The organism is Clostridium brassicae (assembly GCF_026738875.1).
Classification (GTDB): domain Bacteria; phylum Bacillota; class Clostridia; order Clostridiales; family Clostridiaceae; genus Clostridium_H; species Clostridium_H brassicae.
Window position 1 is genome coordinate 1 of sequence record NZ_JAPQFJ010000035.1, and the last position, 19,418, is coordinate 19,418.

A 19,418-nucleotide genomic window follows, 5' to 3' on the forward strand; every position below is an offset into this window, starting at 1 on the left:
TTTTATACAGGTTAACGCAGGAGGTGAATCCATAGATGGAAACTAGTTCAATTATAATGCTTATTTGTGGTATAGTGTTACTATATGGTGGATTAGGATTCTGTATAACATCTGCAATAAAATCTGAAAAAAGAAAGAAAGATTAAATATATTTTTAAAAGAAATAAAAAGCTGCGCATGGCTTGGGGGGAGTTAGCTTGCGCAGCTTCTTATTTTTTTACTCATTTTAATTATGCTCAATATTTTAAATTTTATTATTCCAAAAACATATTATTTACCATATTTACAAGTTCGTCTTTGATAAAAGCCTTCTTTATAAAACAAGTAGCTCCTAGCCCTTCACATTCACCTAACTCATTTGAAAAATTATGTTTTCCTCCATCTGAAAACACTATTATTTTTATACCTTTATGTCTCTTATTTAATTCTATTATAAGGTCTAAACCAGTTTTTTTAGGCATATATATATCAGTAATTATTAAATCGATATTCCCCACTCTCTCATATACTTCAATTCCCTCTTCACCATTACATGCCTCAAATACGTTATAATTTGATTTTTCTAAAATCATTCTGACAAACTTTCTAATACTTTCAGAATCGTCAACAACTAATATGTCCTTCTTACTTTTATTCATGGCTTTACACCCTCCTCTTTCCTTACTAGCAAATATTCACCATTATGAAAATATAAATATCATGTTTAGCTCACACTAAACATATCGTTTATTATAACAAAAATATAACACATAATAAGCTAAAATAATATATGTTGTATGGATAAATCTATGCTGATTTCTAAAATATTAATTCAATCTGTCTAATTTAAATTAACTTTTAAAATTTATTCAAAAGTTGAGTATAAAAAATATATTTTTATAGATTTTCTAAAAATCATAGACTTGTAAACGGTATTCTATGGATTGTAAACGCTATTTTGTGATTTTTTCATCCATTTAGAACATTTACTAATTTAAAGTTTTTATAATATAATTAGTCCTGTTAAAAATAAAAAACTTATGGAAACATAATAACTTACTAAATAGATAAAAAACATAACTACGGAGGAACTCACATGGTATATAAAACATTTTTTTTAATAATAGGATTAGCTAATTTATTAGGATTTGCCTTAATTGCTTTAAGTAATGAAGCTACAGAAACACCTACAAACACAAAAACTTACAAAACTAAAAATATAGAAACAAAGCACTTAGCATCTGACTTAAAGAAAGTAAGCTAATTAAAATAAAAATATCTAGATTTGCGCAGCCTAAATATATAATATTAATCTAATAGGGTGTTTAATAATTTATTTTACTTGAAATTATTAAACACCCTACGGAACCTATCATTTCCTATTCAACTCTAAATGATTCTTTAAGAAGCTGAGAAAGTTTATAAAATATAGCTACATTATAAGCTAAAGCTTTCTTCATATAATCTATCCTCACTTTATCAATAGGTCTATGACAATATACTTCTTGCATTGGGAAATAGCCTATGCCTGGCTCCTTATCGATTCCACATATTTTAGATAAACATGAATTTTTTCCATAACTATACCCCTATATTTTTCTTACATTATATAATAACACATTCTTGTATATTATCTCTTATTTGCCAATATAGGTTATTTAATATGGCTATATAGTCAATATTATCTTTATGACTTACTTAAACTTAATTTTGCTATATTATTAACTATATTTAAAAGAGCTGTCTGAAAATAAGGTTTTACTCTCAGATAGCTCTTTGTTATTTTAAGAAATTCTTTCTTCTGTTAATACAGCTTCATCACATTCAATTGGTTTTCCTACAAATCTAACTATTAAACCAATTAAAACAATATCTATTGGAAGAACAATATATATAGGCATTCCTAATCCTATTGGAATATATCCTCCAAAAATCGCTACAGCTGCAACTACTAAAGCATAATATAATTGAGTTTTAACATGATCTATATGATCACAAGCTGAGCCCATAGACGATAAAATAGTTGTATCCGATATCGGAGAGCAGTGATCTCCAAAAATAGCTCCTGTAAGAACTGAACTTACAGCACAAATCATATAAGAATGGCTTGGGTTTAGAGCAAAAGCAAGAGGTATTGTAAGCGGCATTAATATACCCATTGTTCCATAAGAAGTACCAGTAGCAAAAGATATAATCGCAGCTAATGCAAATATAATTGATGGCAATATAAATGGAGGTATATTCCCTGATAATATAGATACTAAAAATTTAGCTGTTCCAAGTTCTTTAATTACACTACTTAATGACCAAGCAAGTAATAATATAACACCTGTAATTATTAAGGACTTCATTCCATTCACCCATGTATCTACAGCTTCCCCTAATGTAAATATCTTTTGAGACATTCCCATTATAATTGCAACAATGCTTGCAAGTAATGCAGCTTGAAATAAAACTACACTAGCATCAGAAGCTCCAAAAAATTCTTGAATTACTCTAAAAGATACTGGACTTTGATTAAACATAGCAACTATTTCAGCATTTGCTTTTGTATCCGCCATTATAGCATTATATCCACTATAGTAGAATCCCAAAAATGCCCCAATTATTAAAACTAATATAGGAATTAATGCATTCCTCACTCTTAATTGTATTCCTTCTTTTGGTTCCATTTCCTCACCATTATCTGAAGCCATTGGTTGAGCTCCATCGGCTAATAATTTTCCTGTTGTTCTAGCTCTTCTTTCAGCTTTTAACATAGGTCCAAATTCTCTTAAAAATAGAGCTGAAAAAACAATAAATATAAGAATTAATATATTATAAAATCTATAAGGAATTGTTTGAACAAATAAGTTATAAGCACTAACATGTTGCCCTATTGATTCATACCCATCTTTTATCAGACTTAATTCGTATCCTACCCATGTAGATATTACAGCTATACCTGCTATAGGCGCTGCTGTAGCATCAATTATAAAAGATAATTTTTCTCTAGATATTTTCATTTTGTCAGAAATTGGTCTCATTATAGGCCCAACTATAAGAGAATTGGCATAATCGTCAAAGAATACACAAATTCCTAAAAACCATGTAATTAATTGAGCACTAACAGGAGTTTTAGCTTTTTTAGATAAAGCTTCAGCAACAGCTTTAGCTCCTCCCATTTTAGTAATTAAAGCTATAAGTCCTCCTATTGTTAAACATTGAAGTATAATTCCTGCATTCCAAGGATCGGATAGGGAACCTAATATTTGATTCACAACATTTAAAAATCCATGAAATAATGCAGCTAAAACACTATGATCATTTAAAGATATTAAAAATGTACCAGAAAATACTCCTATAAATAACGATAAAACAACATTTTTAGTAATAAAAGCTAATACTATAGAAATTAATGGTGGTAATAATGTCCAAAATGTAAACTTACTTGCATTTGCTTCTGCCACCTTTGGATCAACCGCTAATGCAGTAGTTGCAAATAAAGCCATAAAAGCAACTAAAGTAATAATGAATAATTTCTTATTTCTCATTTTTTCTCCCCCTATTTTTTACTAAAGTTTATATCGAAGAGAGAGCTAAAAAAACACAAACAAAAGCCTTGAGCAATTCACTCAAGGCTTATTAAATACTAGTGGCTATAAAAATCTAAATTACAATTTAGATTAGTACCTAATAAGTTGAATGATAGCCCTCCACAAATAATATATTTGTGACAGTCTTGTATATATTTTATACAAGCCCAGAACATAGTTTTAAAGCATTAACTATAATCTTCGGCAATATTTCCTTTCTTGTTGCATCATTGTGCTTACCTCCGCAACAATACTATTAAATACTGCACCTCTATCACTAACTCCGATATACACTTTTTCTTAATTATATATCAACATGTATATACAGTCAACAATTTTTTTACAGCAATTCTTTTTTTATTCCTCTATTTAGTGTGTTACTATAATCTATAAATTCATATATATCTTCTTCAAATAAAGTGCAGAACTTTTTAAGTTCATCTGTAGTCAAATCTTCTATGGCTTTATCATTTTCTTCACAATATATAACTATTGCTCCTATAACTCCATGAGCATCTCTAAAAGCCATACCTTTATTCACAAGGTAATCCGCTGCCTCAGTAGCATTTAAAAATCCTTTTTTTACAGCTTTATACATATTGTCTTTTTTAACTTTAATTCCTTTTAACATTCCACTCATAACTTTAAGGCACTTTAATACAGTATCAACTCCATCAAAGAAAGGTTCCTTATCTTCCTGCATATCTTTATTATATGCCAGTGGTATTCCCTTCATAGTAGTTAACAACCCCATTAAATCACCGTAAACCCTACCACTTTTACCTCTTATAAGCTCAGCTGCATCTGGATTTTTCTTTTGAGGCATTATACTACTTCCTGTTGAAAAATCATCACTTATTTGTATAAAGCTAAATTCTTTGCTACTCCACAAAATTATCTCTTCACTTAATCTGCTAAGGTGCATCATTATTATAGAAAAGCAAGATAAAAGCTCAAGTAAATAATCTCTATCACTTACACCATCCATAAAATTATCTACTGGTTTCTTGAAGCCCAACTCTTTAGCTGTGAACTCTCTATCCGTATTATAAGTAGTACCTGCTAAAGCGCAGCAACCAAGAGGACTTTCATCCATTATATCCAATGCATTTACTACTCTTTTTTTGTCTCTTAAAAGCATACTATAATACGCCATCATGTGGTGTTTAAATGTTACTACTTGTGCCCTTTGAAGATGCGTATACCCTGGCATAATATGTGGATTTTTTTCACCTAGATTCTTAACAATTACAAGCAGTTCATGTAAAGCCTCAATTACTTCATTGGCCTTCTTTTTAGAATACAACCTCATATCTACAGCTATTTGATCATTTCTACTTCTAGCTGTATGAAGTTTTTTACCAACTTCTCCAACCTTTTTTATAAGATTTATTTCCATAAAACTATGAATATCTTCATAGTCTCCTTCTAACTTTAATAAACCTTCTTCTATATCTGAAAGTATATCTTTAAGTCCTTCTATTATTATATTACATTCATCTTCAGTCAATATGTTACACTTAGTAAGCATTTTTACATGAGCTATACTTCCAGTAATATCTTCATAATATAATTTTTTATCAAAACCTAAAGAACTATTAAAGTCCTCCATAAGCTTACTTTCAGAATCCTTGAATCTTCCACCCCAAAGTTTCATATTAATTTCCTCTCTTATTATATTTGAAACTAGTCCAAACTTTTATTTACATATCAATTGCAAAAGTCATATAATTAACTGAAAGCTTTCCTTGTGACAAGAAAGCCTTCAATATATAACTTTTAATTTTATATTATATTGCTACTACATACATAATAGCTTTCTATTTTATATTTGCTATTTATTATTTATCATTGCATTAATCTTGCTTGGAAGACCAAATAATTTAATAAATCCTTCTGCATCCTTATGGTCATATAAATCACTTGCTCCAAAAGATGAAATACTCTCATCGTATAGCGCATGAGGTGACTCCATACCTGCTATCATTATATTTCCTTTATAAAGTTTTAGCTTTACATTGCCTGTTACATTTTGTTGAGTTGTATCTACAAAAGCATCTAAAGAATCCTTAAGTTTTGTAAACCATAATCCATTATAAACTAGCTCGCCGTATTTTTGTGAAATCATTTGTTTAAATTGGAAAGTATCTTTATCTAAAGTTAAATGCTCTAACTCCTTATGAGCTTCGTATAAAATAGTTCCACCTGGAGTTTCATAAACTCCTCTTGATTTCATTCCTACAAGTCTATTTTCAAGAAGGTCTATAACACCTATACCATTTTCAGCTCCTAGTTTATTTAGCACTTGAACTATCTCTACAGGAGTTAAATCTTTTCCATCCACTTTTTTTGGTACTCCACTTTCAAAATATATTTCTACATAAGTAACTTCATCCTTAGCCTGTTCCGGAGGGGTTACCATAAGATACATGTCTAATTTATGTTCATTTTTTAAGTTTTCTAGGTCTCCACCCTCATGACTTATATGCCATATATTTCTATCTCTTGAATATATCTTTTCCTTTGTTACAGGAACTTCTATTCCATTTGCATTTGCATAATCAATAGCATCTTCTCTTGATTTTATATCCCAAATTCTCCAAGGAGCAATTATTTGTATTGCTGGGTCTATTGATGCTATAGCCACTTCAAATCTAACTTGATCATTTCCTTTTCCTGTACATCCATGACAAATATATTTTGCTCCTTCCTTGTGAGCTATCTCTACCAATTTTTTAGCTATTAATGGTCTTGCAAAAGATGTTCCTAATAGATACTTTCCTTCATAAGTAGCATTTGCTTTAAGCCCTTTGAATATATATTCTTCTACAAATTCATTTGTTACATCTTCTACATATGCCTTTTCTGCTCCAGATTTTAATGCCTTTGCTTCTACCCCATCAAGATCTTCATCTTGACCAACATTTACACAACATGCAATTACTTCTAAATCATAATTCTCCTTTAACCATGGAATTATTATTGATGTATCTAATCCTCCTGAATATGCTAAAACAACTTTATCTTTCATATATAAAACCCCCTAATTACTATTATTTTTAATTTTACTTATCTTGTTTTTTTATTTTTATACATATACTATGCATGTGTTTTTTATTCAAATCACCACAATACACACATATCTGTTTGTTACTATGGTATGATTATATAACACTATTTATATTTATGCAATATGTTTTTATAAATATACATGGTTTTTTCATATAAAAAATCCACCTTTATTCAGGTGGACTTTATTGAAACTTATACTATACAAATTTTATAAATATAAATTTAACACATATACTAATAATATTGTACCTACAACTACAATAATCATATTTTGTTTTTTCAAAAGTAATATACTTGCAAATGTTCCTCCGATTACTGCAGTAATCATCTTTCCAGTAGAATAAAGTATTTCTGGAAATAATAATCCACTTAAGGCGGCATATGGAATATATTTTAAAAATGAATCAAAAAACTTATTCAGCTTATTTTCCTTATGTAAAAGTAGTGGTACAGCTCTTGTAAGGTAAGTTACTATAGCTGCAAATAATATAATTATGAGTACTTTATTCATCACATACACCTTCTTCTATTGGAATAAATTTTGCACCTATGAGAGACGCTAAGATTATTGTTATAACTATTCTCCAATTGCCACAAATCTTATTTAAAAATGGAACCCAATATATAATAGAGCTTATAATCATAGCAATAATTGAAACTATAGCTATTTTCATTGATCCCTTAATAGCAGGCAAAAGTAGTCCTAAAAACATAATGTAAATTGCAATACCAATACTACCAGAGACTGATTTAGGTAATATGTTAGCCAAAATTACTCCTGTTAATGTTCCTCCTACCCATCCTATATGAGAAATAAATTGTACTCCAAACATAAAAGATGGTTCCAATTCATCCTTTGTCATAGATACTACAAAAACTTCATCGGTAAGGCCAAAAGCTAATAAACCTTTTATCTTCTTTTTAGTAGAACTACTTAATTTATTTGCAACACAAAAAGACATGAGTAGATATCTAGCATTAATCATAAAAGTAGTTAAAATTATATTACCTATTCCACTTCCTTGAGCTAACATACTGACTCCAATAAACTGAGAAGCTCCAGAAAAATTGGTAAAAGCCATTACTACAGCTAAGCCACCATGTAATCCAGAAGCTTTGGCAATTAACCCAAAAGTTAAAGCTATGGGAAAATATCCCATAAATATAGGAACACCTTCTTTTATTCCTTGTTTAAAATTCTTTTTATTTTCAATACAAATCCCTGTCTCCATTTAATTCCCCCCATTAAAATCACGACTAATGTTTTATTACTTAGATTATATTTTAAATAAATATTAATTTCTACATATATATTCACTTTTTATGAAATCATTTTCATCATCTAAGATACTGTATATTGTCCTAAATGTAAAGTGAATACTCTTAAAATCTATACTTTAATTTTATTAAAAATAAAAAACACTGATTTTCACCAGTATTTTTTATTTGAACACTTTGTTTAAAAATATCTTAGTTCTTTCTTCTTTAGGATTATTGAATATTTCCTCTGGAGCTCCTTCTTCTACAATTTTTCCATCATCCATAAAAATAACTCTATTAGCAACTTCTCTTGCAAATCCCATTTCATGTGTGACAACTACCATAGTCATACCTTCCTTTGCAAGCTCTTTCATAACATTTAAAACTTCTCCAACTAGCTCAGGATCTAATGCTGATGTTGGCTCATCAAATAGCATTAAATCTGGCTCCATGGCTAAAGCTCTTGCAATAGCTACCCTTTGCTTTTGCCCTCCAGAAAGCTTAGATGGATAAACATCCTTCTTGTCTTCTAATCCCACTTTGTTTAATAGTTTCTTAGCTCTTTCAATAACTATGTTTTTATTTTCTTTTTTAACAGTAATAGGACCTTCTATAATATTTTGTTCAACTGTCATATGAGGAAATAAGTTAAAATTTTGAAAAACCATTCCCATTTTTTCAATGATTTCTCTCATTCTCTTCTTATTCTTTCCATCTAACTTTTCTCCTTCTACAAAAACCTCTCCATCATCTGGTATTTCAAGATGGTTTAAACATCTTAAAAAAGTACTTTTTCCAGATCCAGATGGCCCAATAATTACCAAAACTTCTCCCTTTTCCACACTTATATTTAAATTTTTAAAAACTATATTGTCTCCAAACTTTTTCGTAAGATTTTTTACCTCAATCATATTCATATAAAGCACCTCAATTAATATACCGATAATTTCTTTTCGAATCCGCCAAAAATAGTTGTAAATATGGTTGTCATAAGAAGATATAATACCCCTGTTATAAACAACGCTTCTACAGGTCTTGCTGTGGCAGATAGTTGTAGTTGTGCAGTTCTCATCAGTTCCGTCATTGCTATTACAGAAACTAAAGATGTATCTTTAAGCATTGTTATAAATTCATTGCCTACAGCTGGAATAATATTTTTAAATGTCTGAGGCAAAATTACTCTTTTCATAGTTTGCATATAAGTAAAACCTAGTGCTTTACATGCTTCAAACTGTCCCTTATCTATAGAAATAATTCCTCCCCTTATTATTTCAGCCATATATGCTCCAGAATTCAAACTCAATCCAATTATAGCCGCCTGCATAGGATCAAGTTCTACTCCTACAAAAGGTAATCCATAATAAAAAGCAAATAGTTGTAAAAGCATTGGCGTTCCTCTTAGTAACCAAGTATAGAAAGATGCTATTTTAGATATAACTTTAAAATGACTTAATTTTAATAATGATATAAAAATACCTATTACGCTACCTAAAATAACTGATATTACAGTAAGTTCTATTGTCATAATACTCCCCTTTAACAATATGGGGAGCATTTCTTTTAAAACATTTATATCCACTACACTTTCTCCTTTCGCATCCTATGCAAATTTTTATTTATATGCATCGAATCCAAACCATTTTACTGATAACTTAGATAAAGTTCCATTAGTTTTCAAATTATTAATAGCCTTTTGAACAGCTTCTTTTAACTCCTTGTTATCTTTCTTAAATCCTATTCCCATTGGCTCTTCACTAACCTTTTCTTTTAACACTTCAAATTTTCCTGGGTTTTTAGATAGGTAGTATCCTCCTACTTGAGCATCCATTATTACAGCATCTATTCTTCCTATTGATAACTCGGTAAAAGCTTCCGTTATCTTGTCATATGGTTTTACTTGTTTTAATCCTTGGATTTTTTCTGCTGCTTTATGTCCTGTAGATCCCATTTGACATGCAAGAATCTTTCCTTTTAAGTCATCTAATTTTTTTATTGAAGTATTTCCTTTCTTAACTGCAATAACTTGACCTCCCATAACATATGGCTCTGAAAAATCTATAGATTTTTTTCTTTCGTCTGTAATACTAAGTCCAGAAATTATAGCATCAAATTTTCCTGATTGGAGAGCTAATAAAATTCCTTTCCATTCTGTTGTAACAAATTCTACTTTAACTCCAAGCTCTTTTCCTAATTGGTTGGCAAGTTCTATATCAAAACCAACAAGATTATTTTTTTCATCTCTAAATTCCATTGGGGGATATGAATCATCTAAACCTATTTTAATTACCCCAGCCTTTTTTATTGCTTCCATAGAATTAACAGTCTTCGAATCATTTTCTTTAGATTTAGAATTCCCACATCCTACAAATAAAGACGCACCTAACACTACACTCAAAACAATAGCACTTATTTTTTTCATATTTATTCAACCCCCTATTTTTTAATACCCCTTAGATTTTTATCTAATCAATCCGTAATTAAAGATATTCATAAAACATTTCACACTCTTTTGATGTAATGATTATATAACATTTTTTATATTTATGCAATATATTTTTATAAATATACATATTTATTTTGTCATTGCCTAGTGCTATAAGTTTTATTTATTCACATCATATTTAGAATTTAAATACTATTGGCGATAGAACATCTAATAAAAAATAAAGACTCATAGGTACTTCCCTACAAGTCTTTAAACATCTTTTATTCATTTTATTATAGTTTAAACTTATTTGTTTCATCATTTAGTCCTATTGCAACCTCACTAAGTTTCAAAGCCAAACTTGATACTTCCTCTGAATTTGCAAGCATTTCCTCAGAAGATGATGATATTTCTTCAGAAGATGCAGAAGTTTCTTCAGCAATAGCTGATATTTCTCTTATTTTATCAGAAACTATTTCATTTGATTTTTTTGTTTTATAAAGTGATGAGTAGGTTTCGTCAATAAGTGGAACTACAGCCTCTATGGATTTTAATATTTTTTCAAAACACTCTACATTCTCTAATACTGTATTCATTTGATTCTCTACTAATCCCTTAACTTCACTTGAATTGTTTATTACATTCCCTGTTTCATTAATTATAGATTCAACTAATTCCTGTATTTGTTCCGTTGATTGTTTTGATTGATCTGCAAGTTTTTTTATCTCATCTGCTACTACAGCAAAGCCTTTTCCTAGTTGCCCCGCTCTAGCTGCTTCTATTGCTGCATTAAGCGCTAAAAGATTAGTCTGATCTGAAATTTCATTTATAGTATAAGTTATATTACTTATTTGCGATACACTTGAGTTTAGTTTATTTATTGTATTTACTGTAACATTAAAACCTGTTTTAACTTCTTCAATAGATTTTAACAAAGCATCTATTTGATCTTTTCCTATTTCCGCTTCATTTTTTGCTTTATCTGAATTATCTTTTACCATTAACAGTTTATTTTCTACATTAGTTATCTCCTTTGTTAAATCTTGCATATATTTTACTGTTTCTACTAGATTATTAGCTTGATTAGAAGCTCCCTTTGTTACTTCCTGTATTGCAACAGCCACCTCATTTGATGCTGATGTAATCTCTTTCGCATTAGATGTTAAGTTAGTTGACATACCTTTTGTCTTTTCTGCCTCTCTTTTTATACTTCCAACTATATGTCTAAGACAATGGCACATATATCCAAAACTATCACTAAGAACACCTATTTCATCATTTGATTTTACATTTACATTAACAGTATTAAGATCACCATCAGCTATCTTTTTAGATGCTTCTGCAAGTCTTTGCAATGGATTTATAACACTCTTTACTATTGAATATAGTATTATTGCTGATATTATAAAACATACAATAGCAATACTTATTGTTATAACTATAATTTTATTCGTAGCTTGTCTTACATTTTCCATAGATACTCCTATCCCTAAAACTCCAATAGGCACTCCATTTTTATAAACCGGAACCTTTATGTCATAAACATCCTTATTCTCTTTCCCATATGTTAACTTTTCTGAATAAACCTTTCCTTCTTGAATAACATTTTTGATACTATCATCATTTAAAACTTGATTATTTATTTTTTTATCACTATGAGCTACAACTTTTAAGTTTTTATCTATAAAACATGCGTAAACTATATTTTTATTCTTTATCATATCTTCTACTAAGGTCTGAGGCTCTAAACTTACCATCAGCTCATTAACTTTATTTGCAAGTATACCTACTTGTATCATTCCTCCTCCAGGTCTTATAACATAGCCATATTTATAATAATTATTCGTCTCCCTACTCTTTCTTATCTTTTCCATAAGCTCATTCTTTTTACCGGATATAACAGAATATGATATATGATCTGGTCCAAAAACTGCTCCTATACTTGAAGATACATTAGAATAAATTACGTTTCCATTTTGGTCTACAAAATTTATTTCATCTACATTAAAACATTTAGCTATATCCACTAAATATTCATTATTTATTTCATTAGGTTTTTGTGATAAAAATTTTCCTAAATCCCTTATTTGTCCTTCTATAGACTGATTTACTGTATCCATAGCCATATTACTTTTTCCCATTTGATTTGATACTTGTTGCGCTAAATTTATACCATCTTGCTGTATTTGAACTAATAATTTACTTTTTGATATATAAATGGCTAAAATAGATGTTAACATTACAATTATAAATATAATTAATAATGGAATAGTAAGTACTTTCCCCTTTATAGATTTATACTTTAATAATCTTTTTTTAGACATTTTCAGCCACCATCCTTTATGTTTTTGAATATTCTATGAAAATTTTCTATAAAATATGACTATTTAAACTATATCACTTTTTGAATAATATTACAATTATACTAATTATATTTAACTATTGTATTTATGTGTAATTTCAAAGTGTTTAGTTTATTTTAGTATAGAATTCCCAATAAATTCAATAACAAAAAAAGATTATAAAAGGATTTTTGGCCCTCTACAATCTTTTTTATTCATTAACTTATTATTTGAATACTTTCATTAAAATTATAAAAAATCTATACAATCCATAAGTTCTCCTTAAAATTTTAATTTGTATTCTAAATATTTATTTTAACTTACTAATTACCTCTTCTGTAAATTCTGTAGTTGTTGACTTTCCTCCTAAGTCAGAGGTTACAACTTTCCCTTCTTTTAAAACCTCTGCCACTGCACTATCTATTCTTTGTGCTGCCTCAAATTCTTCTAAATATTTAAGCATCATTACACCTGTTAAAATAGCTGCTGTAGGATTCGCCATATTTTTTCCAGCTATATCTGGAGCAGAACCATGAACTGCCTCAAATACTGCTATATTGTCACCTATATTAGCCCCTGGAACTACACCAAGTCCACCTACTAAACCTGATGCCATATCAGATAATATATCGCCATATAAATTTGGCATAACAAGCACATCGTAATTTTCTGGACTTTGAACAAGTCTCATACTCATAGCATCTACTATCATATCAGAAAATTCAATTCCTTTATGTCTATTCGCAACTTCTCTAGCACATTTTAAGAAAAGTCCATCTGACAACTTCATAATATTAGCTTTGTGTACTGCTGTGACCTTGTTTCTTCTTTGTTTTTCAGCAATATCAAAAGCAAATTCAACTATCCTATCACTTGCTTTTTTCGTTATTATTTTTATACTTTCTGCCGCCTCTTCTCCAACCTTATGCTCAATGCCTGCATATAAATCTTCTGTATTTTCTCTTACTATAATAAGATCTACATTTTCATATCTTGAAGGTACTCCAGCATAAGTTTTTACTGGCCTTACATTAGCATAAAGATTAAGTGCTTGCCTAAGTCCTACATTTACACTTCTAAACCCCTTACCAACCGGAGTAGTTACAGGTCCTTTTAGAGCAACCCTATTCTTTTTTATACTGTCTATTACATAATCAGGAAGAGGAGTTCCATAATCATTTATAACCTTAGCTCCAGCATCAGTTACCTCCCAATTAATTTTTACTCCACTATTATCTATAACCTTTTTTGCAGCCTCCATTACTTCAGGTCCAATCCCATCTCCAGGTATTAAAGTTATGTTATAAGCCATTATTGTACCCCCTTAATAGTTTGTCATTAAATACTGCACCTACTAAAATTTGCATTATTTAATAACTTGTTAATTTACAATAAATTTATATAATAATTAAAAGTTATATAAATTATTTAAATTTCTTGAAATCTTATATTGTTAATATGATGCCAAATAAAATCTCTACCCAATATAATTTTTATTTGTTTCTTATTGAATTGATAAGTCCTCCTTTAATTAGCATTTCCTTTTGCCTATCTGATACCTCTAACTTCATTGAATAAGTCATTCCCTTTGTCTTGTTTTTAATCATAACTTCTCCTTTTTCAACACTGTTAACTGTATCCTCCATAATGATTTCATCAAATTCATCTATATTATCATAATCACTAGGATTTTTAAAAACTAATGGCATTATCCCGTTATTTATAAGATTTGCCATATGTATTCTTGCAAAAGATTTTGCAAATACCGCTTTAATTCCAAGATATAGTGGAGCTAAAGCTGCATGCTCTCTACTTGAACCTTGCCCATAATTTTCTCCTCCAAGAATAAATCCACCACTATTTTCCTCAGCCCTCTTAGAAAACTCTGGATTACAAGGAGCTAAACAATAATCTGATAGATACGGTATATTAGACCTAAATGGTAATAGTTTCGCATTAGAAGGCATTATATGGTCTGTTGTTATATTATCGCCAACCTTTATTAATACTTTTCCTTCTACACTTTCTTTTAATACTTCTGCCAAAGGGAATGGTTTAATGTTAGGTCCTCTTATTACTTCTACATCACTAGCATTCTCAGCTGGCTTCACTATCAAATTATCATTTATTAAAAATTCCTTTGGAACATCAACCTTTATTTCTTCTCCAAATTCTCTAGGATCAGTAATGTATCCTTTTATAGCAGAAACTGCTGCCGTTTCAGGGCTTACAAGATAAACTCCTGCTGATACTGTTCCACATCTTCCCTCAAAATTTCTATTAATAGTTCTTAATGAAACTGTATTATTTGCTGGCGATTGTCCCATACCTATACATGGTCCGCAACCACTTTCTATTATTCTAGCTCCTGATGCAATCATTTTTGATAAAGCACCATTTTCAGCAATCATATTCAGTACTTGCTTGGAACCTGGTCCAATTACTAAAGAAACATCTTCATGAACTGTGTTTCCATCTAATATATTAGCAACCTTCATCATATCCACATAGGAAGAATTAGTACAACTTCCTATAGTTACTTGATCTACTTTTACATTTTTAAGATCTGACACCTTAACTACATTGTCAGGACTATGTGGACAAGCAATTAAAGGTTCTAACTCATTTAAATTTATTTCAACTACGTCATCATAAAAAGCATCTTCATCAGGTTTTAATTCAATAAAGTCATCTTCTCTATTCTGAGCTTTTAAAAATTCCTTTGTAACTTCATCACTTGGAAATACAGATGTTGTAGCTCCAAGTTCTGCACCCATATTTGTAATAGTTGCTCTTTCTGGAACAGATAAAGCTTTAACTCCATCTCCCGCATATTCAAAAACTTTATTTACTCCTCCCTTTACTGTAAGACGTCTTAAAAGTTCAAGGATTATATCTTTTGCTGTAACCCAAGCATTTAGTTTTCCAATCAAATTAACTTTTATAACTTGTGGACATTTTATGTAATACTCTCCTCCACCCATAGCAACAGCTACATCTAATCCACCAGCTCCAATAGCCAGCATGCCTATTCCTCCACCTGTAGGTGTATGGCTATCTGAACCTAAAAGAGTTTCACCAGGTACTCCAAACCTTTCTAAATGCACTTGATGGCATATACCATTACCTGGTTTAGAAAAATATATACCATGCTTTTTAGCAACTGTTTGAATATATTTATGGTCATCTGCATTTTCTGGCCCTGTTTGAAGCATATTATGATCTATATAAGCCACTGATCGTTTCGTTTTAACTTTCTCTACTCCTAACGCTTCAAATTGAAGATACGCCATTGTTCCTGTAGAATCTTGAGTCAATGTCTGATCTATTCTAATTCCAATTTCCCTTCCTTTTTTCATTTCTCCAACTACTAAATGATTTTTTAGTATTTTTTCTACAATATTGAATCCCATAATTATTTAGCCCCCTATAAAATTTTATAATTATACTTACTTAAAGTTTTATATTATATTAATCCATAAATAACTATTAATATTAATGTTTATGAAATTTTTTATACTATTTTCTTCAAAAGTAGTTTTTTCATTAAAGTTGACACTTTAACTTTATATAAATATACATCATTATATCATATGCATCAAACTACAGTAAAGTTTTTTTGCAATATCAGATCATTGATTATTCATTTTTATGAAAATTATTTTTTCCTCCATACTTCATATTCTTTGCTCAATATACTAGTTTCTACAATTTTAAATAAGTCTCCTAATCTCACTAGATAATAATATATCATTTTAAAACATCCTGCCCTAACTCTAAATAGTTTAAAATAAAAAACCAGGAACTAATCCCGGTTTTTTATTTTATTTCGCTATACAATTATAAATTTTTTTCTATCTCATTTCTTATAATCTCTGTTAAGTTTTTTTGTTCTTCTCTAGGTAATTCATCAGGATAAATAGGCTTATCTACTACTAGCCTAATAGTACCCTTTCTAAGCCAACCATTGTGATCCTCAAAAATTTTATAACTTCCATCAACGGTAATAGGAACGATAGGCGCTTTTGCCTTCAAAGCCATTTTTAAACTTCCCTTTTTAAATTCTCCTAAATTTTTACTCTTACTTCTTGTACCCTCTGGAAATATGAGCATTGAATTCCCTTTCTTTAAATTCTCTGCTCCTTCATTTATTGCTTTAAGAGATTCTCTAATATTATTTCTATCTATAAATACACATTTTAGGTCTTTCATCCATACTGAAAGTATTTTTAGTTTTTGCATCTCTTTTTTAGCAATGAAACCAATAGGCTTGTCTATTGTTGCCATTATTGCTATAAAGTCAAAATTACCTTGGTGATTAGATATAAAACAACATGCTTCACTTGGGATATTCTCTAATCCCTCACACTCAACTTTGACACCAACTATTTTAAGTATATGTTTAGCCCATTTACTAGCAGCTAGATAAATGTATTCCTGTGCAGCTTTTTCTCCTTTATGCTTCTTTAAATAATTTAACTTTATTCTTTTAAAACTAATTCCTATCATATAAAATACAAAATATATATACAATACTATGGATTTCATTTCAATCTTCCTTTCCAATATAATTAGTGCAACTTCTATTATAATATTTGACAATTTTATATTCAACTAATTATTTCAAAATCTACTACTCTTAGTTAGTCTCTAGGTGTAATCATATGAAAATTTATTAAATATTAATTATTTTAAGTAATTACTTATAAATTATCCCTTTATTGCAATAATAATTAAATAATGTATGTTTTAAATATTATTTTATTAAAGAAGGTGAGTAAATGAAGTGTAAAATAAAAATTCATAAAATTTTGATCATCTGTGCAAGTTTAATCTTTATTTTAACTTCATGTATAACTAGCACTAATTCATTAATTGATCCCAAATATAAGTTAACAATTCATTATATAAATGTAGGGCAAGGTGATTCTATTTTAATACAAATAAATAATAAAAATATGCTTATTGATGCAGGTACTAAATCAGCTTCAGTTAGTTCATATTTAAAAAAACATAAAGTAACTAAACTAGACTATATTATAGCAACTCATCCTCACGAAGATCATATAGGCGGCATGAGTTCTATAATAAATAATTTTTCTATAGATAATTTCTATGCACCTAAAGCAACTTCAAATTCCTTATCATTCAGAAATATGTTATCAGCTCTAAATAAAAAAAACATAAAAATTACGCCTGCTAAATCAGGACAAAATATAGACCTAGCTAAAGATGTAAAATGCTTTATAGTAGCTCCTAACAACACTTATTATGATAATATTAATAATTATTCAATAGTAATAAAATTAATTTATAAAAATACTAGTTTCTTGTTTACTGGTGATGCTGAATCTCATAGCGAAGAAGAAATTTTTAAAAATGGCTTTGACATAAAATCAGATGTTTTAAAATTGGGACATCACGGAAGTAACTCATCTACATCCAACAAATTTTTAGATGAGATTAGTCCTAAGGTAGCTATTGTTAGTTGTGGTAAGGGAAATGATTATGATCATCCTCATAAAGAAACTTTAAATAAATTAAAAAATAAGAAAATATTATTATATAGAACTGATTTAGATGGTACAATAGTTCTACAAAGTGATGGCACAAAAATAACAAGGAGGTAGTATTATTGAATCCAATTGCATTTAAATTATTAGGAATAGAAGTTCGTTGGTATGGTATATTAATCAGCATAGGGATGATCTTAGGACTTTGGATTGCATACATACAAAGCGATATATATGATATCTCTTTTGATGTAATAACCGATATCTTCATAATCAGTCTGCCAATATCAGTTTTATCTGCTAGGTTGTACTATGTAATATTTAATTGGTCATATTATAATGGTAATCCCTTAGAAATATTAAATATTAGAGGTGGCGGACTTGCCATACATGGAGGAATATTAGGAGCTATTTTAAGTACATACTTTATATGTAAACATAAAAAAATTAATTACTTACAGCTATTAGACCTAATATCACCTTCCTTCATATTAGCCCAAGGAATAGGTCGTTGGGGAAATTTTTTTAATTCGGAAGCTCATGGAGGTATTGTTTCAAAAGAATTTATATCTCACTTTCCTAAGTTTATACAAAAAGGTATGTTTATAGATGGTTCCTATTATCATCCAACCTTTTTATATGAATCTTTATGGGATATATGTATTTTTATTATACTTATATACCTAAGTAGAAAGAGGTTGAAAAATGGATCCATTTTTTATTTATATATTATTCTTTATTCTGTAGGAAGATTCTTTATTGAGGGTCTTAGGACAGATAGTTTAATGATTGGACATCTTAGAATGGCTCAAATAATGAGTTTAATACTTATTATTATAGGTACTACGTTGTTAATTTTAAAAAATCACCATAAAAAAATCAGTCTATAATAAAATTATTATAGACTGATTTTTTTATTTACAAATGCTTTTAGCATTAAATATTCCAAAAAAATAAAAATGGCTCCGCGGAGAGGACTCGAACCTCCAACCTATCGGTTAACAGCCGAGTGCTCCACCATTGAGCTACCGCGGAACATTCTCCAGTAACTAGTATTTAGTCACCATTGAAAGATTTATTCTTTCAAAATTGCACAGTGATGTTCGATCGTAACCAATTACCTAGAGTCACTGGTTACTTTTATTTGATCAAGCCCTCGACCTATTAGTATCAGTCAGCTTAACATGTTACCACGCTTACACCTCTGACCTATCAACCTGGTAGTCTTCCAGGGGTCTTACTAGCTTACGCT

18 protein-coding genes, 1 tRNA gene, 1 rRNA gene and 1 riboswitch are annotated in these 19,418 nt (G+C 29.4%); of the genes, 4 read left to right on the plus strand and 16 right to left on the minus strand.

Annotated features, from left to right (window positions below; translation table 11 throughout):
• Positions 1 to 35 precede the first annotated feature (35 nt).
• Positions 36 to 146, plus strand: a complete 111-nt coding sequence (locus OW729_RS18460; protein ID WP_268063017.1) for a MetS family NSS transporter small subunit — start codon at positions 36 to 38, stop codon at positions 144 to 146.
• A gap of 108 nt (positions 147 to 254) precedes the next feature.
• Here OW729_RS18460 and OW729_RS18465 read toward each other — a convergent pair whose 3' ends face one another.
• Positions 255 to 638: a response regulator gene (locus tag OW729_RS18465; RefSeq protein WP_268063018.1), complete on the minus strand. Its 384-nt coding sequence runs from the start codon at positions 636 to 638 to the stop codon at positions 255 to 257.
• 437 nt (positions 639 to 1,075) lie between these two features.
• Between OW729_RS18465 and OW729_RS18470 the strand changes: the two genes are divergently transcribed.
• Positions 1,076 to 1,243: a hypothetical protein gene (locus OW729_RS18470; RefSeq protein WP_268063019.1), complete on the plus strand. Its 168-nt coding sequence runs from the start codon at positions 1,076 to 1,078 to the stop codon at positions 1,241 to 1,243.
• A gap of 115 nt (positions 1,244 to 1,358) precedes the next feature.
• Here the strand turns inward: OW729_RS18470 and OW729_RS18475 are convergent, their stop codons facing one another.
• The 13 genes from OW729_RS18475 to OW729_RS18535 form a co-directional block, all read right to left on the minus strand.
• Positions 1,359 to 1,490, minus strand: a complete 132-nt coding sequence (locus OW729_RS18475) for a hypothetical protein (RefSeq protein WP_268063020.1) — start codon at positions 1,488 to 1,490, stop codon at positions 1,359 to 1,361.
• 273 nt (positions 1,491 to 1,763) lie between these two features.
• The gene (locus OW729_RS18480; RefSeq protein ID WP_268063021.1) at positions 1,764 to 3,512 is read right to left on the minus strand and encodes a Na+/H+ antiporter NhaC family protein; all 1,749 of its coding nucleotides are present in this window, start codon (positions 3,510 to 3,512) and stop codon (positions 1,764 to 1,766) included.
• A 147-nt stretch (positions 3,513 to 3,659) separates the two neighbouring features.
• Positions 3,660 to 3,836, minus strand: a riboswitch (Lysine riboswitch).
• 58 nt (positions 3,837 to 3,894) lie between these two features.
• On the minus strand, positions 3,895 to 5,211 hold the full coding sequence (gene argH / locus OW729_RS18485; protein ID WP_268063022.1) for an argininosuccinate lyase: 1,317 nt from the start codon (positions 5,209 to 5,211) through the stop codon (positions 3,895 to 3,897).
• Positions 5,212 to 5,388: 177 nt separating this feature from the next.
• Positions 5,389 to 6,585 carry an argininosuccinate synthase gene (locus OW729_RS18490; RefSeq protein WP_268063023.1) on the minus strand — a complete coding sequence of 399 codons (1,197 nt, stop codon included), beginning with the start codon at positions 6,583 to 6,585 and terminating at the stop codon, positions 5,389 to 5,391.
• Between the two features lie 249 nt (positions 6,586 to 6,834).
• Positions 6,835 to 7,137: an AzlD domain-containing protein gene (locus OW729_RS18495; protein ID WP_268063024.1), complete on the minus strand. Its 303-nt coding sequence runs from the start codon at positions 7,135 to 7,137 to the stop codon at positions 6,835 to 6,837.
• Complete coding sequence (locus tag OW729_RS18500) at positions 7,130 to 7,858, minus strand: AzlC family ABC transporter permease (protein ID WP_268063025.1); 729 nt, start codon at positions 7,856 to 7,858, stop codon at positions 7,130 to 7,132. The genes OW729_RS18495 and OW729_RS18500 overlap by 8 nt, the downstream gene beginning before the upstream one ends.
• A gap of 210 nt (positions 7,859 to 8,068) precedes the next feature.
• The gene (locus OW729_RS18505) at positions 8,069 to 8,803 is read right to left on the minus strand and encodes an amino acid ABC transporter ATP-binding protein (protein WP_326498388.1); all 735 of its coding nucleotides are present in this window, start codon (positions 8,801 to 8,803) and stop codon (positions 8,069 to 8,071) included.
• A 14-nt stretch (positions 8,804 to 8,817) separates the two neighbouring features.
• Complete coding sequence (locus OW729_RS18510; RefSeq protein WP_268063026.1) at positions 8,818 to 9,465, minus strand: amino acid ABC transporter permease; 648 nt, start codon at positions 9,463 to 9,465, stop codon at positions 8,818 to 8,820.
• Positions 9,466 to 9,498: 33 nt separating this feature from the next.
• Positions 9,499 to 10,305, minus strand: coding sequence for an ABC transporter substrate-binding protein (locus tag OW729_RS18515; RefSeq protein WP_268063027.1), 807 nt, complete (start codon positions 10,303 to 10,305; stop codon positions 9,499 to 9,501).
• Positions 10,306 to 10,604: 299 nt separating this feature from the next.
• On the minus strand, positions 10,605 to 12,635 hold the full coding sequence (locus OW729_RS18520) for a methyl-accepting chemotaxis protein (RefSeq protein ID WP_268063028.1): 2,031 nt from the start codon (positions 12,633 to 12,635) through the stop codon (positions 10,605 to 10,607).
• A gap of 328 nt (positions 12,636 to 12,963) precedes the next feature.
• A complete protein-coding gene (locus OW729_RS18525) occupies positions 12,964 to 13,965 on the minus strand; it encodes an isocitrate/isopropylmalate dehydrogenase family protein (protein WP_268063029.1) in 1,002 nt (333 codons plus the stop codon).
• Between the two features lie 181 nt (positions 13,966 to 14,146).
• A complete protein-coding gene (locus OW729_RS18530) occupies positions 14,147 to 16,066 on the minus strand; it encodes an aconitate hydratase (protein ID WP_268063030.1) in 1,920 nt (639 codons plus the stop codon).
• Positions 16,067 to 16,493: 427 nt separating this feature from the next.
• Positions 16,494 to 17,201, minus strand: a complete 708-nt coding sequence (locus tag OW729_RS18535) for a lysophospholipid acyltransferase family protein (protein ID WP_268063031.1) — start codon at positions 17,199 to 17,201, stop codon at positions 16,494 to 16,496.
• A gap of 233 nt (positions 17,202 to 17,434) precedes the next feature.
• Here OW729_RS18535 and OW729_RS18540 point away from each other — a divergent pair, with 233 nt between their 5' ends.
• Positions 17,435 to 18,283, plus strand: coding sequence for a ComEC/Rec2 family competence protein (locus tag OW729_RS18540; RefSeq protein ID WP_268063032.1), 849 nt, complete (start codon positions 17,435 to 17,437; stop codon positions 18,281 to 18,283).
• A 5-nt stretch (positions 18,284 to 18,288) separates the two neighbouring features.
• Complete coding sequence (gene lgt, locus OW729_RS18545; protein ID WP_268063033.1) at positions 18,289 to 19,056, plus strand: prolipoprotein diacylglyceryl transferase; 768 nt, start codon at positions 18,289 to 18,291, stop codon at positions 19,054 to 19,056.
• A gap of 70 nt (positions 19,057 to 19,126) precedes the next feature.
• Here the strand turns inward: lgt and OW729_RS18550 are convergent.
• Positions 19,127 to 19,201, minus strand: a tRNA-Asn gene (locus tag OW729_RS18550).
• Between the two features lie 109 nt (positions 19,202 to 19,310).
• Positions 19,311 to 19,418: ribosomal RNA gene (locus OW729_RS18555) — 23S ribosomal RNA — on the minus strand; the annotation flags it as partial.